The organism is Amycolatopsis albidoflavus (genome assembly GCF_039525725.1).
Taxonomy (GTDB): Bacteria; Actinomycetota; Actinomycetes; order Mycobacteriales; family Pseudonocardiaceae; genus Amycolatopsis; species Amycolatopsis albidoflava.
On sequence record NZ_BAAAHV010000005.1, the window covers coordinates 172,039 to 185,925 of the forward strand.

Annotated in this window: 13 protein-coding genes; 3 read left to right on the forward strand and 10 right to left on the reverse strand. The window is 70.2% G+C overall.

Annotation, left to right across the window (positions count from 1 at the left end; translation table 11 throughout):
- Positions 1-26: 26 nt before the first annotated feature.
- The 3 genes from ABD156_RS05305 to fmt are packed head-to-tail and all read right to left on the reverse strand — an operon-like array spanning position 27 to position 2,877.
- Positions 27-533 carry a flavoprotein gene (locus ABD156_RS05305; protein ID WP_344267288.1) on the reverse strand — a complete coding sequence of 169 codons (507 nt, stop codon included), beginning with the start codon at positions 531-533 and terminating at the stop codon, positions 27-29.
- Complete coding sequence (locus ABD156_RS05310; RefSeq protein ID WP_344267290.1) at positions 530-1,954, reverse strand: RsmB/NOP family class I SAM-dependent RNA methyltransferase; 1,425 nt, start codon at positions 1,952-1,954, stop codon at positions 530-532. Before ABD156_RS05310 ends, ABD156_RS05305 begins: the two co-directional genes overlap by 4 nt.
- Positions 1,951-2,877, reverse strand: coding sequence for a methionyl-tRNA formyltransferase (fmt, locus tag ABD156_RS05315; RefSeq protein WP_344267292.1), 927 nt, complete (start codon positions 2,875-2,877; stop codon positions 1,951-1,953). The genes ABD156_RS05310 and fmt overlap by 4 nt, the downstream gene beginning before the upstream one ends.
- 125 nt (positions 2,878-3,002) lie before the next feature.
- Here fmt and ABD156_RS05320 point away from each other — a divergent pair, with 125 nt between their 5' ends.
- Positions 3,003-3,461 carry a GatB/YqeY domain-containing protein gene (locus tag ABD156_RS05320; protein ID WP_344267294.1) on the forward strand — a complete coding sequence of 153 codons (459 nt, stop codon included), beginning with the start codon at positions 3,003-3,005 and terminating at the stop codon, positions 3,459-3,461.
- Between the two features lie 555 nt (positions 3,462-4,016).
- Here the strand turns inward: ABD156_RS05320 and ggt are convergent.
- From ggt to ABD156_RS05345, 5 genes are all read right to left on the reverse strand, one after another.
- Entirely contained in the window at positions 4,017-5,825 is a 1,809-nt protein-coding gene (ggt, locus tag ABD156_RS05325; protein WP_344267296.1) for a gamma-glutamyltransferase, read from the reverse strand.
- Positions 5,826-5,864: 39 nt separating this feature from the next.
- On the reverse strand, positions 5,865-6,092 hold the full coding sequence (locus ABD156_RS05330; protein ID WP_344267298.1) for a hypothetical protein: 228 nt from the start codon (positions 6,090-6,092) through the stop codon (positions 5,865-5,867).
- Entirely contained in the window at positions 6,089-6,421 is a 333-nt protein-coding gene (locus ABD156_RS05335; RefSeq protein ID WP_344267300.1) for a hypothetical protein, read from the reverse strand. The genes ABD156_RS05330 and ABD156_RS05335 overlap by 4 nt, the downstream gene beginning before the upstream one ends.
- Before the next feature lie 71 nt (positions 6,422-6,492).
- Positions 6,493-7,155, reverse strand: a complete 663-nt coding sequence (locus ABD156_RS05340; RefSeq protein WP_116206509.1) for a Crp/Fnr family transcriptional regulator — start codon at positions 7,153-7,155, stop codon at positions 6,493-6,495.
- A gap of 34 nt (positions 7,156-7,189) precedes the next feature.
- Positions 7,190-7,810: a nucleotidyl cyclase domain-containing protein gene (locus ABD156_RS05345; RefSeq protein ID WP_344267303.1), complete on the reverse strand. Its 621-nt coding sequence runs from the start codon at positions 7,808-7,810 to the stop codon at positions 7,190-7,192.
- A 254-nt stretch (positions 7,811-8,064) separates the two neighbouring features.
- Between ABD156_RS05345 and ABD156_RS05350 the strand changes: the two genes are divergently transcribed.
- Positions 8,065-9,132, forward strand: coding sequence for a helix-turn-helix domain-containing protein (locus ABD156_RS05350; RefSeq protein WP_344267305.1), 1,068 nt, complete (start codon positions 8,065-8,067; stop codon positions 9,130-9,132).
- Positions 9,129-10,262 carry a hypothetical protein gene (locus tag ABD156_RS05355; RefSeq protein ID WP_344267307.1) on the forward strand — a complete coding sequence of 378 codons (1,134 nt, stop codon included), beginning with the start codon at positions 9,129-9,131 and terminating at the stop codon, positions 10,260-10,262. The genes ABD156_RS05350 and ABD156_RS05355 overlap by 4 nt, the downstream gene beginning before the upstream one ends.
- Before the next feature lie 4 nt (positions 10,263-10,266).
- Here ABD156_RS05355 and ABD156_RS05360 read toward each other — a convergent pair whose 3' ends face one another.
- Together ABD156_RS05360 and ABD156_RS05365 are read right to left on the reverse strand one after the other, a co-directional pair.
- Positions 10,267-10,812 (reverse strand): GNAT family N-acetyltransferase, encoded by a 546-nt coding sequence (locus tag ABD156_RS05360; RefSeq protein WP_344267309.1) that lies wholly within the window; start codon positions 10,810-10,812, stop codon positions 10,267-10,269.
- Positions 10,813-11,543: 731 nt separating this feature from the next.
- Positions 11,544-13,649, reverse strand: a complete 2,106-nt coding sequence (locus ABD156_RS05365) for a primosomal protein N' (protein ID WP_344267311.1) — start codon at positions 13,647-13,649, stop codon at positions 11,544-11,546.
- Between the last annotated feature and the right edge of the window lie 238 nt (positions 13,650-13,887).

A 13,887-nucleotide genomic window follows, 5' to 3' on the forward strand; every position in this document is an offset into this window, starting at 1 on the left:
TCCCTCAAGGAGCCCTTCACGGCTTTCTACGCAGGCGAGGGCAGCAAGTCGAGCGGCTCTGACCAGGGGCGGCGCGGGTCCAGGCGGTGCAGCCGGACACCGGCCTCGGCCAAGGTGTCGAGGTGCCGCTGCCAAGCCGGATGGTGGGCCCGGGTCGGCTGGATCTGATAGGCCACGACGATGGTGATTCCTGGCGCGCCAAGGACATCGCCTAGCAATGTGAGCGCCTGATTGTCCGCGATCCCCAGTGCCAGCTTCGCTACCGAGTTCGCCGACGCGGGCGCGAAGAGGAACACCTTTGGGTCCGGGTGCGGACGCGGTTCGCCGGGGAGGCGGGACGTGCTGCGCACCGGCAGGTCCGTCGTGGCTTCGAGTTCGCCAAGGCCGCCGGTTGCTTTCAGCCAGCCCCAGGCCGTGGGCGTAAGGGTGACGGCCAATCGCCAGCCTCGGGCGACCGCTGGTTTTGCCAGCTCGTCGGTGAACCGGGTGTCCAGTCCGCCGCACGAGCTGGCGACCAAACCTAGATCCGTCACGGTTTGCGCAGCACCGCGCAGAACATCGCGTCGGTGCCGTGTCGGTGGGGCCACAGCTGGACGTACGGGCCGTCGCCGAGCTGCGGGACGCCGGGGAAGAACTCCCGGGCGTCCACGATCTCGGACTTGGTGCGGCGGGCGGTTTCGCCTACCACGCCTTCGGTTTCGGCCAGGTGCGGCGAGCAGACGACGTACGTGACGATGCCGCCCGGGCGCACCAGGTCCAGCGCCGCCATCAGCAGTTCGCCCTGCAGCTTGGTGAGGTCCGCGACGTCCGACGGCTTGCGGCGCCACCGGGCCTCGGGACGTCGGCGCAGTGCGCCCAGGCCGCTGCACGGAGCGTCGACGAGGATCCGGTCGTAGCCCGGTTCCAGGCCGGTTTCGCGGCCGTCGGCGACGTGCACGGTGACCGGCAGGCCCTCGGTGGCGTTTTCGATCAGCCGGGCGCGGTGCGGGGCCTTCTCCACGGCGTCCACGTGCGCGCCGCTGATCTTGGCCAATGCGCCGAGCAGCGCCGCTTTGCCGCCAGGACCCGCGCACAGGTCCAGCCAGCGCTCGTCGGAGCCCTCCAGCGGAGCCTTGGTGACGGCGATGGCGCACAGCTGGCTGCCTTCGTCCTGCACCGCGGCGAGGCGTTCGCGCACCGGTTCCGCGTCGGCCGGGTCGCCGGCGCCCGCGGGCAGGTGGACGCCGTAGGGCGAGTACGGCGCGGGGTCGCCGCCGGTGATGGCGGCCAGTTCGTCGGCGCTGATCTCGCCGGGGCGGGCGACCAGATGTACCTCGGGGCGGGCGTCGTCCGCTTCGAGGGCGGCCTTCAGCTCAGCGCCCTTGTCCCCCAACGCTTCCGCGAACGACCGGGCGACCCAGCGCGGGTGCGCGGTGCGGAGCGCGTAGGCGCCGATCGGGTCGGTGGTCTCGTCCGGCGTCAGCTCGTCGAGCCACTGCGACTCGTCCTTCGCCGACACCGCGCGCAGGATGGCGTTCGTGAATCCCGTTGCCCACGAACCGGCTTCGGCGCGCACGAGGTCCACAGTGGACCCGACGGCGGCGTGCTCCGGGATCCGGGTGCGCAGCAGCTGGTAGACGCCGAGCCGCAGCGCGTCGAGCACCACCGGGTCGGTCTTCTCGATCGGCCGGTCGGCGCACGCGGCGATCACCGCGTCCAGCAGGCCCTGCGCGCGGGCGGAACCGTAGGTCAGTTCGGTGGCCAGCGCGGCGTCCCGGCCGCTCACCCGGCGTTCCCGCAGCAGCTGCGGGAGGACGAGGTTGGCGTACGCGTCCTTCTCGCGCACGGCGCGCAGCACGTCGAACGCCACCTGGCGGGCCGGATCGATCTCCGGCGGACGCCGCGGTCCCTGTTTGCGCGGAGCCGGACGGCCCCGCTGCGGCCGTGACGGCCGCCGTTCTCCACGCTCGTTCACCGCAGGCGCTCTCCTTCGTCGATCCTCGTGCCGCGCGCCCAGTCGGTGGCAGCCATTCGTTTCTTCCCGGCCGCCTGGACCTCGCCCAGCCGCACCGGTTTCGTCGCCGTGCCCACGAGCACGCGCTTGCGCTCGACCACCAGCTCGCCCGGCCGCGGGCCGGGTTCGTCGAGCACGGTGACCGGCCCCAGCTTGAACCGCTCGCCGCGGAACTCCGCCCACGCGCCGGGATCCGGCGTCACCGAGCGGATGTGCCGGTCGACCGCCGAAGCCGGGTCCGCGAACGACACCCGCGCGTCCTCGACGGTCACCTTCGGCGCGTAGCTCATGCCCTCGCCCGGCTGCTCGACCGCGCGGAGCGTGCCGTCCTCGATGCCGTCCACGGTGGACACCAGCAGGTGCGCCCCGGACTCGGCGAGCCTGCCGAGCAGCGCGCCCGAGGTGTCGGCCGGGCCGATCGTCTCGGTCACCACGCCGAACACCGGCCCCGCGTCGAGTTCCTTCACGATCCGGAAGGTGGACGCGCCGGTCATCTCGTCTCCCGCCCGGATCGCCGCCTGCACCGGGGCCGCGCCGCGCCACGCGGGCAGCAGCGAGAAGTGCAGGTTGACCCAGCCGTGCGCCGGGATGTCGAGCGCGGACTGCGGCAGCAGCGCCCCGTACGCGACGACCGGGCAGACGTCCGGTTCCAGCTCGCGCAGGCGGGCGAGAAACGCCGGGTCGCCGGCGCGAGCGGGGGTGAGCACCTCGATGCCGTGCTCGTCGGCGAGTGCCCCGACCGGGGACCGCAGCACTTTGCGCCCGCGCCCGGCCTGGGCGTCCGGCCGGGTGACGACCGCGACGACCTCGTGCCGCCCGGACTCGATCAGCGCGCGCAACGACGGCACGGCAGGCTCCGGGGTGCCGGCGAAAACGAGACGCATCACCGCACCTCCGGAAGGGAAAAGGGGATTTCAGGCTGGTCGGACATCGGAAGCGAGTCTAGAAGACCCCGTCCCCGGCGGCGCGGCGCGGGCAGCCGGCCGGGGCGGGCGCCAGGATCGGGTATATGACCACGCTGAAGGCGACCCTGCACGACGACCTCACGACCGCGATCAAGGCAAGGGACCAGCTGCGCTCGGCAACCCTGCGCCTGACCCTCTCGGCGATCGGCTACGAAGAAACCGCGGGCGACAGCGCACGCGAACTCTCCGACGACGAGGTCCTGAAGATCATCACCCGAGAGGTGAAGAAACGCCGCGACGCCGCCGAGGCCTTCGAGAAGGCAGGCCGCGCGGAATCAGCCGAGCGCGAACGGGCGGAGGCCGAGGTCCTCACCGGCTACCTGCCCGCCCAGCTGCCGGACGACGAACTGCGCGCTCTGGTCACCGAGGCCGTGACGGAAACGGGCGCCTCCGGGATGGCCGGGATGGGCGCCGTGATGAAGGCGGTGCAGCCGAAGATCGCCGGACGCGCCGAAGGCTCCCGCGTCGCCGCCGAGGTGAAACGCCAACTCTCCGCCGGGTGACGCCTCACCGCCGCTCGCCTGCCGGCACTTCGGTCGCGCCCGCAGTCCGTGAGGGCCACCTTCACGGACTCTGAGTCCCGCAGGGTTCCCCTCACGACCCGCCGATGTCCGTGAGGGCCACCCTCACGAACTCAGAGTCCCGCAGGGTTCCCCTCACGACCCGCACAATTCCGTGAGGGGCTCCTTCACGGAATCAGATTCCCTCAAGGAGCCCTTCACAGCCCACCCCGCCCGCCCGCTCGCTCGCCGCAATGCGCCCCAACGCCACATTGGGTGCATCCCACGCACCCAATGTGGCATTCGGTGCGTCACATGCACCCAACGCCACATTGGGGCGCAAGCCCCAACCACCCACCCAACCGCACCGATGCACCCAACCATCGAGGCACCCACACCACCCCCGCACCCCGATACGAAGCCAAAAACGCGGACGGCGGGTGCTTGTCAAGGCATCTTTCCCGCCTTGACAAGCACCCGCCGTCCGTCGTAACAATCAGCTTCGGGGTGCCCCACGCAACCACTCAAAGCAATGTCGCCGCCAGGCGACGAGCCGACTCACCGCCCCCCAGGCCACCGCCAAGGCAACACCACCTCAGCAGCCCCCTGCCCCCGCCGCACCGGCTCAGCAGCAGCAATCCACCGCCCGTCCCGCAAACTCTCCACCCCAGTAGAAGCCCCGATCTCCGCAGGCGAAGACGAAAACACCTGCCCCCGCCCCTGCAAATCCGCAACCTCCGGCTGAGCCAAGAACCCAGCCTCCACATCCGCCTTGGCAGAATTCCGCTGAGAAGCCCGCGGAGCGGCAATGGCATCCTCCAACGACAACCCCCGATCAATCCGCCCGAGCAAAACCTGCAGCACCGTCGTAATAATCGACGCACCCCCAGGCGACCCAGTCGCAAAGAACGGCTTCCCGTCCCGCAAAACCACAGTAGGAGCCATAGAAGACCGAGGCCGCTTCCCGGACCCAGGCAAATTAGGATCCGGAACCCCAGGCGTAACCGGCACGAACGAGAAGTCAGTCAGCTCATTGTTGAGCAAGAACCCCCGCCCCGGCACCACAATCCCGCTACCACCCTCCTGCTCGATAGTAAGAGTGTAAGCAACAACATTCCCCCACTTATCCGCCACAGTAAGGTGAGTAGTGTTCTCCCCTTCATAAGGCGTAGGCGTCCCAACAGAACCAGCACCACAAGGCTGAGGATGACGAGGATCAGCAGGCGCAACAGGACTGACCCCAGCCCGATCCCGGGAAATCAAACAAGCCCGACTGTCCGCGAACCCCTGACTGAGCAACTCCTTAGCCGGAACATCAACCACCGCCGGATCGCCGATCCACCGATTCCGGTCAGCGAACGCATACCGCGAAGCCTCCAGGAAATACTGCAGATAATCAGCCTTGCTCGCCCCGCGAAGATCAAAGTTCTCCAGGATATTCAACGCCTCGCCCACGGTAAGCCCGCCGGACGAAGGCGCGGGCATCCCGTAAACGTCCAACCCGCGATACTCAGTATGCGTAGGCTCGCGCTCAATAGCCCGATACGCGGCAAGATCAGAAACGGAGAGCTTCCCCGGACGAACATTCAGCGAAGAAGCCGGATCGACCGGCGGCTGCTGAACAGTCCGGGCGACATCCGCCCCGATATCGCCGCGGTACAAGGCATCCGTCCCCCGCCGGGCCAGCTGCCCATACGTGGCAGCCAAATCGGGATTCCGGAAGACCGTCCCCGGCGCGGGCGGCTGCCCGCCCGGCAGATACAACGACCGAGTAGAAGGAAACGCGGCGAACCGCCCGGCATTGTGCGCGACCTGATCATGGAACGTCTGGTCGACCACGAACCCCTTGCGCGCCAACCGCTCCGCCGGGGCGATCGACTGCGCGAGCGAGCGCGTCCCCCACTTGCGCAACGCGTCACGCCAAGTAGCCGGAGTGCCCGGCACCCCGACGCTCAACCCGCTCGTCACGGCGTCCGCGAACGGCAGCGGCTTGCCGTTCTCCACGAACAGGTTCTCGTCCGCGGTCTTGGGCGCGGTTTCCCGCCCGTCGAGCGTGTGGACCTTGCCGGTCTTCGCGTCGTAGTACACCAAGAACCCGCCCCCGCCGATGCCGGCCGAGAACGGGTCCGTAACGCCGAGCGCGGCCGCGACGGCGACCGCCGCGTCGACGGCGTTGCCGCCGCCGCGCAGCACCTGCGTGCCGATGGCCGTGGCGTCGGCGTCGATGCTCGACACCGCGCCGAGATAGCCGGTCGCGACAGGCGATTTAGGAGTGGGAACGGCGGCCGAGGCGCTGGCCGCCCCGGCCGTGGACACCAGAGCGGCCACGGAGAGCACCGCGAGGATTCGCTTTCCGGTCGTGGGCATGCGGGCGAGTCTGCCCCGCGGCAGAACCGGTGTCCACACTCATTTCGAGGCCGCCATCGCCACCGCGGTCAGCGTCGCCAGGCCGCCGACCCCGAACACTCCGACCACCAGCCCGGACACCGCGGCGACCGACGCGGCCAGCTTCACCGCCAGCCCGGCGATCCAGCGCAGCACCCGGATCAGCGCGACCAGCACCACCAGCGCGAGCACGAGCACCCCGGCCGGCACGCCTTGCCCGCTTTGCGCGGCGGCCAGCACGGTGGTCATATCCGCACCTGTATCCGCGGTTCGCGAAGGTCCTCGCGCCCGAATTCGCGCAGGTTCTCGGAAGCGCGCCTGCGCATTTCCTCGCGGGCCTGAACGCGCTTGCGCTCCGACCCCAGCTGCCACACCCAGCGCCAGCCCGCGACCGTCGCGATCAGGGAGCCGGCGAGGATCACCAGGAACGCCTGCGCGACAAGCCCGTGAAGCGATTCGAAACTCAGCAACACCAGCAGCGCCCACACCTGAGCGACGGTGAACGGGACGACCAGAGCTGCCGCGTACACCCCCCGACGCCAGCGAACCGGCTGAGGAGCGGGAAGAAACGGTTCCATGACTGCCTCCCTCGGTGGTGTGTATCCAGAAAACCCCGGCGGAGCCGGGAAATCTGTGTCAGCTGACACGTTCAGCGGGCGAGCCGCCGCAATTCCGCGAGCCGGTGCACGGTCACCTGGCCGCGCGCGGTGCTGATCACCCCCTGGCGGCGGAGTTCCCGGGTCACCCGTGCCCACGATTCGCGCGAAATCGCCGCTGTCATCGCGAGTTCCGCTTGCGTGCCGGGCACCGCGACTTCGATGTCCGTGCCGCGCCGCACGCCGTGCTGCACCGCCAGCTGCATCAGCTGCGCGGCCACGCGGCGGGTGCTCGTCCCGCCGCCGATGTCGAGCCACTGCCGTCCGACGTCGCGCATCCGGTCGGCCAGCACTTGCAGCAGCGCCCAGGAAATCGCCGCCTCGCGCCGGCACAGCGCGACGAACCGGGCGGCGGGCACCACCAGGACGTCGAGTTCGTCGAGTGCTTGCACTGTCGCCGACCTCCGTCCGCCGTCGATCACGGCCAGTTCGCCGATCACGTCGCCCGCGCCGCGGACGCCGATCACGACCTCGCGCCCGTCCGGCGTCGCGTTGGTGATCCGGACGTGGCCGGCCAGCAGGAGAAGCACCACCGAGGCCCGCTCGCCTTCGCGGCAGAGGACGTCCCCGCGCCGATAGGCCTTGCGGACGGACAGCTCTTCGAACTTCGCGCGGTCCGCGGCGCCCAGCGCCGGCCAGAACCCGATCGTCTCCACAGCGGTCCACCCTCCTCGTCGCCGGCCGGACCGCTCAGGCGATCAGTCCCGCTCCCGGCCGGACGGCGTCGGTGGTGCGGACCCAGCCCCGCGTCCGCTGTCCGCCGACCCGGACGGTGAAGGCGTGGGCGAAGGAGCTGCGGTCGATCCCGGCGTAGCCGTGCCGGACGACCGAGCGGTGGATGGCGTTCGAGACGACGAGGGCGAGCGGGCCGGAGGAACTGCGCAGCCTGCGTCTCAGGTCAGGCGCGTCGAGAAGCCGGCAGGCGATGTCGACGTCCTCGCCGTACGGGCCGTGCGCGTCGTAGTGCACCTCGCCGGCGTGCACCGAAACGCGCAGCCGGAAGGCCAGTTCGGGGTCCTGGTCGCCGTGCCGGGCGAGCAGTTCGGTCAGCGCGGGCACCACGCGGGCGAGCAGCACTGTCTTCGGGACCTCGTCGACCGGCCGGACGAGGCACAGCGCCCCGTCGCCCCGGTCGATGAACGGGTCCCGGAACCGCTCGGTGATGCCCCCGGCCAGGAACGCCTCGTCGAGCAGGTCGAACAGGACCGAACGGAGCCCGGCCCGAGCCGGGTTCGTGCGGGTTGTCGACCCTTCGATGTCGACCACCACGATGGCTCGGTGTACTGGTGCCTGTACTGCTGAGGTGTCCATGACCGCCCCCCTATTTCAGGAAGCTACTGAAATCTAGTAGACTTTCACAGCAGCTACTATAAGGGCGGGCCCGGACTGAAACAATGGTGTCGCGCACACGACATCTTCCGTTCAGGCAAGGGTCCGGTCCGCAATTGGCAACCCCTGAACGCTCGCCGACACTCGACCCCCGGCCCGTCCGGCCACCCCGGCGTCCCGGGTGTAGAATCCCCGCCATTCACGTCTGACTGAACTTCACTGAAGGGTCTGAAGTCGTGTCTCAGCCCAACCCCGCGCTCGCCGCCCGCCTGCGTACCCTGCGCAAGGAGAGCTGGTCCGACGTGGTGCTGACCCAGCGCCAGCTCGCCGAGGCCTTCGGCGTGAGCACCGGTCTGCTGTCGTCGTGGGAGAACGTGGCGAAGCCGGTGACGCCCCCGCAGCCGAGGCTCGAGGCGTACGCGACCTTCTTCGCCACCCGCCGCTCCGTCCGCGGCCGCGAACTTCACCTGCTGGACATCGAAAAGCTGACGGACGACGAGCGCACCGTCCGCAAGGAGTTGCTCGCGGAGCTGCAGGCGCTGCGCGACGACCTCGAATACCCGCCCACCCAGCCGGTCTTCGCGCCCTTGAGCCTGTGGCACTTCCCGCCGAACCAGGACATCGTGATCGTCTGCGCGCAGCTGCCGGAGAAGTACCGCATCGCCTACACCGACCCGTCCAGCCCGGACTACGTGAACCTCTACACCTACGCCGACCCGGACGCGCTGATCGAGCTCTACGGCCACATCCGCGCGTGCAACCCGGCGAGCAACGTCACCTTCCGCAGCACCGACCAGAACGCGACGCTGTCCGCGGACGAGTACACCGCGCACCTGGTGCTGCTCGGCGGCGTCGACTGGAACCCGCAGACCCGCGCGCTGCTCGACCGGGTCGACGTGCCGGTCCGCCAGATCAGCCGCAAGGGCGACGAGGAGCAACTGGACAGCGGCTTCGAGGTGACCTGCGCGGACGGGACGACCCGGCTGTTCAGCGCCAAACTGCGCGACGGCGCTCTGATCGAAGACGTCGCGCACTTCTACCACGGCGTCAACCCGCTCAACCGCAAGCGCACTGTGACCGTGTGCAACGGGATGTACGGCCGCGGCACCCTCGGGGCCGTACGAGCGCTGACCGACCGCCGCTTCCGCGACCGCAACCAGGCCTACCTCGACCGGCGCTTCGCGGGCGCGGATTCCTTCAGCATCATCAGCCGGGTCCCGGTGTTCGACAACCAGGGGCTCACCCCCGACTGGACCCTGCAAGAAAACCGGCTGCACGAGTGGCCAGAATCGAGCCTCCCATGACCGCGACCGTCGCAGCGCCGGCGCAGCACACGACGCACCAGCGGCTGCTGCACCACGTCGCCGCCGAGGACGCTCCGCAGGCCCAGCTGGACGCGATCGTCGTGCCCAACGGCAGGCCCGCCGCCTACCTCAAGGACGCTTTCCGCGCGGCTCGCGAGGTCGACGCCACGCTCCTGTTGCTGTGCAGCAAAAGCGCCCGGGCGACCGACGCGGTGCTCGCCGCGAAGCGCGCCGGGGTGCGCGTCCGCGCGATCGACACTGACGAAGCCGCCGGTCTCGGCGCCGTTCCGCCCTTCGCGACGAGCAGGCTGCTGCAGGCGAAACGCCAGTTGCGCCGCACTGACACGAGTTTCAAGCGCAACCTCGGCGTGCTCGTCGCCGATCTCGCGGGCTGGCGGCGCATCCTTTTCCTCGACGACGACATCCACCTTTCGCGGCCTGGCGATCTGCGCGCCGCGGCGGGCCTGCTCGACGCATACGCGGCGGTCGGCCTCGCCAACACCGGCATGCGGGACAACTCCGTGGTGTGCCACGCCTACCACGAGTCCGGAGGACAGCAGGACACGTTCGTCGGCGGCGGCGCACTGGCGGTCGGGCGCGACGCGTTCTCCTCGTTCTTCCCGGACATCTACAACGAGGACTGGTTCTTTCTCCTCAGCGGCACCGGATTGCGCGCCACCGCGGTCACCGGCTCCGCGTACCAGCACGACTACGACCCCTACCGCGACACCATGCGCGCCCGGTCGGAGGAACTCGGCGACACGCTGGCCGAGGGCCTCTACTGCCTGCTGGACAACGGCATGAGCCTCGCCGACGCGACCGCCGAGCACTGGGCGAGCTTCCTGGAAAGCCGCCGGGCGTTCATCAGCACCACGCTTCAGCAGGTCCAGGACGCGCCATACCTGACCGGTGCGTACGAGGCGCGGATGATCGCGGCGTTGAAGGCCGCGCTCGGCCGCAGCCTGCTGATCGACCCGGACCTGTGCGTCCGGTATCTGCGCGCTTGGCAGCGCGACCGGGACACCTGGCAGACGCATCTGCTGTCGCTGCGCGCGCGGCACGGGGCGCCGGGCGATCCGGACGCCGCCTTCGACACGCTGGGCATCTCGGAGATCGTGCACAAGTCCTGAAGGTTCACCGTTCGCCGCACGTGCGGCTCGCCAGCGGTGCGGGGCTGTCGTCCGGCAGCCCTTTGACCAGGACGTGGCACCGTTCGGCCTCGGAAATCGTGCGCCCGTCGGGCGAAACGCGCTCCGCGTAGCAAACGACAGTGCCGTGGCCCCAGTCCCGGTAGCCGAGGCGGCTGTACAGCCGGGCGGCGCGGGTGTTGTCGGTGCGGACCGCGAGCGCGCCGAGGGCGTGGCCGTGGCCGGCCAGGTAGTCCTCGGCCGCGTGCACGAGAGCGGCGCCGATGCCGCGGTTGCGCGCGTCCGGGGCGACTTCCAAGTGGGTCAGCAGCGGAACGCCCGGCAGATGGCCGCGGATCGGCGGCTCCTCGGCGTCTTCCAGCCACAAGTAGACGGCCCCGACCGGCCGCGCGGAGCACCACGCGGCGAACAGCACGCCGAGCCCCTTCGCCTGCCGGGTGAACCGGTCCTCGAAGAACCCCTGGTCGCCGAAGACCTCCGCCAGCACCGCGAGGTCCGCCTGCTCAGCCGGCCGGATCGAGACGTCGCCCATCAACGCCGACTCCTGTCCGCAGGACCGGGCACGCGCCGCGCGCGCGGGAGGCCGGCCCGGAGCCGGCCCGGGCCGCGGTCCTGATCATGGCCGCCCGGCCTCAAGAGTAAGTGTGCGCTCGGTAGGCGCGAAGACTGCAGATGCCGCAGCCCGGACCTGCGAACGGAGCAACCGGCTACCCTGCGCGACCGCGCCCCTCCCCCGGTTTCCACCTCCCCAATACACCCCGGGACGAACCGGTTCAAACGGAACTCGCGCAGCAGCACGGAAAACCGCCTTCGGGGCGGGGTTCGGTGAGGGAATTAGCGGCTGGCTAGATCGGGTTCAGCGGATCCAGTTGCGCGCGTGGCGGTTGGGGCGGATCGCGGGCCCGTCACGCCCCGCGTTGGCCGGGCCTGCTCGGGGCATGGAGCGGCTCTGCGTCGGCGGGCCAACGCAGGCGAACGAACGCAGCGGTGCCTGCGGCTGGCTCCTGTCGTCAAGCAACAACCGGACGGCTCCAACGGGACCCGCATCGGGTCGGCTTCCTCTCCGGGCTTTCCCCCGCTACCGGGCCACGCGCCGAAACCCGGTTGACCAAGTCCTCCGGAACCAACCGCCCCCGAACCGGCTCGACCGCCACCCGAACCTTCCCGCACCATCGCGCCGCGCGCCCAAACCATCCGCGCGCAACCCCTAAATCAAGTCCAGCGGATCCAACTGCACCCGTAGCCGCCCGCCCACGCAACCGCCTAAATCAAGTCCAGCGGGTCCAACTGCACCCGCACCGGCTCGACCGCCTTCCGGGCGTCTCGGCGGGCCACCGCGTCTCGCACCACCGTCGCCAGGGCGCGGCCGTCCGGGCGGGCCACACGCACCAGCGCCCGCTCGCGTTCGGCGTTGCCTTCGTCGTCGAAATCGCCCAGCGGGACCGGGCCGAGCACCTCGCCGGTGTCCGGCAGCGGGAGGTCGTCGAGCACGCTCGCCACCGCGGCCGGGCTCCCCTCGACGCTCGCCATCCGCATCGCGGGCGGGAAACCCAGCTCCCGGCGTTGCTCCAGCTCCTGGCTCGCGTGCCATCCCGGGTCCCAGCGCACCAACGCCTGCACCACGGGCAGCCCGGCCTCCGCGCCGACGACCACCCGGCCACCGCCCGCCGCCGGGCGGACCAGCGCGCCCGCGGCCATCCAGCGGCGGAGGGTTTCTTCCGCGGCGCGCAGATCCTGACGGCCGAGCAGCGCCCAGCCGTCCAGCAGCAGCGCCGCGCCGTAACCGCCCTCGGCGACCGGTTCCGCGCCTGGCGTGCAGACCACCAGAGCCGGGCGGCCGGGGACAGTCGCCAGGACTTCAGTCGCGCCGGAGGTTCGGACGGGCACCCCGGGGAAAGCCCGGCCCAGTTCTTCGGCGGTGCGTTTCGCGCCGACGACGACTGCTCGCAGCCGGACGGAACCGCAAGCAGGGCAACGGAAAGCGGTCTCGGGGACGCCGCACCACCGGCAGGCGGGCGGGCGCGGGGCACCGTCGACCGAACCGCCGGGCAACGCCAGCGGACCGGCGCAGCGGCGGCAGTGGGCGGGCGTTCGGCATTGGCCGCAGGACAATCCGGGGACGTAGCCGCGGCGCGGGACTTGGACCAGAGCGGGCAATCCGGCGGCGAAGGCTTGGCGTGCCGCTTCGAAAGCGACTGCGGGCAGGCGGGCTACGCGGGCGGCTTCGTCGCGCGCTACGTCGAAGTCCTCGCCGACCGGTGTGACCCGCGGGGCGGCGGCACGGAGTTCGGTGCGACCGGCCTGGATTTGCTGTGCCCAGCCGGATTCCACCAGCAGCTGCGCCTCGGCGGTTCGGGCGAAACCGCCGACCAGGAACGCTGATTTCGTTGCGTGGGCCCGATCCATCAGCACATCTCGTACGTGCGGGTACGGGGCATGCGGATCCAGGTGCAGGTCGTCGCCGTCGTCCCAGACTACGAACAGGCCTGGGTCTTTGACGGGGGCGAACATCGCCGCGCGAGTGCCGACTACTACGCGGACTGCGCCGCGCAGAACGGAAAGCCAGCGGCGGTATCGCTCTGCCGGTCCCAGACCGGCGATCAGCGCTGCGACGCCTTGTTCTCCGACGAGCTCGACGCAGGCGTCGTGCACTCGGGTCAGGTCGCGGTGGTCGGGGACCACCAGGACCGCGCCTCGGCCTTGGGACGCGGCAGTGGCGGCTGCCTCGGCCAGGCGGCGGGGCCAGTCTTCGCCGGGGAGGGCTTGCCAGACCGCGTTGGCTTGGCGGGCTTCGGTTATGGCTTCCAGGAAGGCTTCGCCGCGTTGGTAGCGGGTCCAGGCGGAGATGTCCGGCGCGGACGGCGCCGGGGCCGGTTCCGCGGGTGGTTCGGCTTCTGTCTTCGCGTGTCGCGGGGGCAGGGCCAGGCGGAGGACGTCGGAGAGGGTTCCGGCGTAGCGGTCGGCTACTGAGCGGCAGACGGCGTGCAGGGCTGGCGGAAGTACCGGTTCGCTGGAGGTTACTCGTTCCAGGTAGGCGAGTTTGCGTTCGTATTCCGTGGTGTCGGTGCGTTCGATGAGGTAGCCGTCGACCAGTTGGCCGGCGAAGCGCACTCGGACTCGGCAGCCTGGGACTGCGGATTCGTGGAGTTTCTCTGGGACTTGGTAGTCGAAGGTGCGGTCCAGGTGGGCCAGGGGGATGTCGACCGCGATCTTCGCTACGGGGAGTTCTGGAGCGGGGGTTTGCTGGCCTTTGCGGGAACGGGTGGGTTTGGCTTTGCTGGGCTTTTTCGCCGGGGTGGCCTTCGGCTCCGGGGCGGAGCGCGAAGGCTCCGGGAGGTCCCACAGGGGGGTGGGTTCGGAGCTGGTCACTTGGAGATCTCTACCAGACTGGTCCGACAGTCCTGTCGTGAGCGTTCCCCTTCGGGGGAAGGGGTTGCGTGGGGCACCCCGAAGTTTGATTGTCCTGACGGTTCGGGGGTGCTTGTCAAGGCGGGAAAGATGCCTTGACAAGCACCCCCGAACCGCAGAGGAGGCTTCGTATCGGGGTTGGGGTAGGGCTGGGTGCCTCGATGGTTGGGTGCGTCGGCGGCGGTATGGAGCTGGTTGT

Coding starts and splice junctions, on each gene's coding strand:
- fmt (WP_344267292.1), bottom strand. CDS start 2,877: ATGCGTCTCGTTTTCGCCGGCACCCCGGAGCCTGCCGTGCCGTCGTTG.
- ABD156_RS05320 (WP_344267294.1), top strand. CDS start 3,003: ATGACCACGCTGAAGGCGACCCTGCACGACGACCTCACGACCGCGATC.
- ggt (WP_344267296.1), bottom strand. CDS start 5,825: ATGCCCACGACCGGAAAGCGAATCCTCGCGGTGCTCTCCGTGGCCGCT.
- ABD156_RS05330 (WP_344267298.1), bottom strand. CDS start 6,092: ATGACCACCGTGCTGGCCGCCGCGCAAAGCGGGCAAGGCGTGCCGGCC.
- ABD156_RS05335 (WP_344267300.1), bottom strand. CDS start 6,421: ATGGAACCGTTTCTTCCCGCTCCTCAGCCGGTTCGCTGGCGTCGGGGG.
- ABD156_RS05345 (WP_344267303.1), bottom strand. CDS start 7,810: ATGGACACCTCAGCAGTACAGGCACCAGTACACCGAGCCATCGTGGTG.
- ABD156_RS05355 (WP_344267307.1), top strand. CDS start 9,129: ATGACCGCGACCGTCGCAGCGCCGGCGCAGCACACGACGCACCAGCGG.
- ABD156_RS05360 (WP_344267309.1), bottom strand. CDS start 10,812: ATGGGCGACGTCTCGATCCGGCCGGCTGAGCAGGCGGACCTCGCGGTG.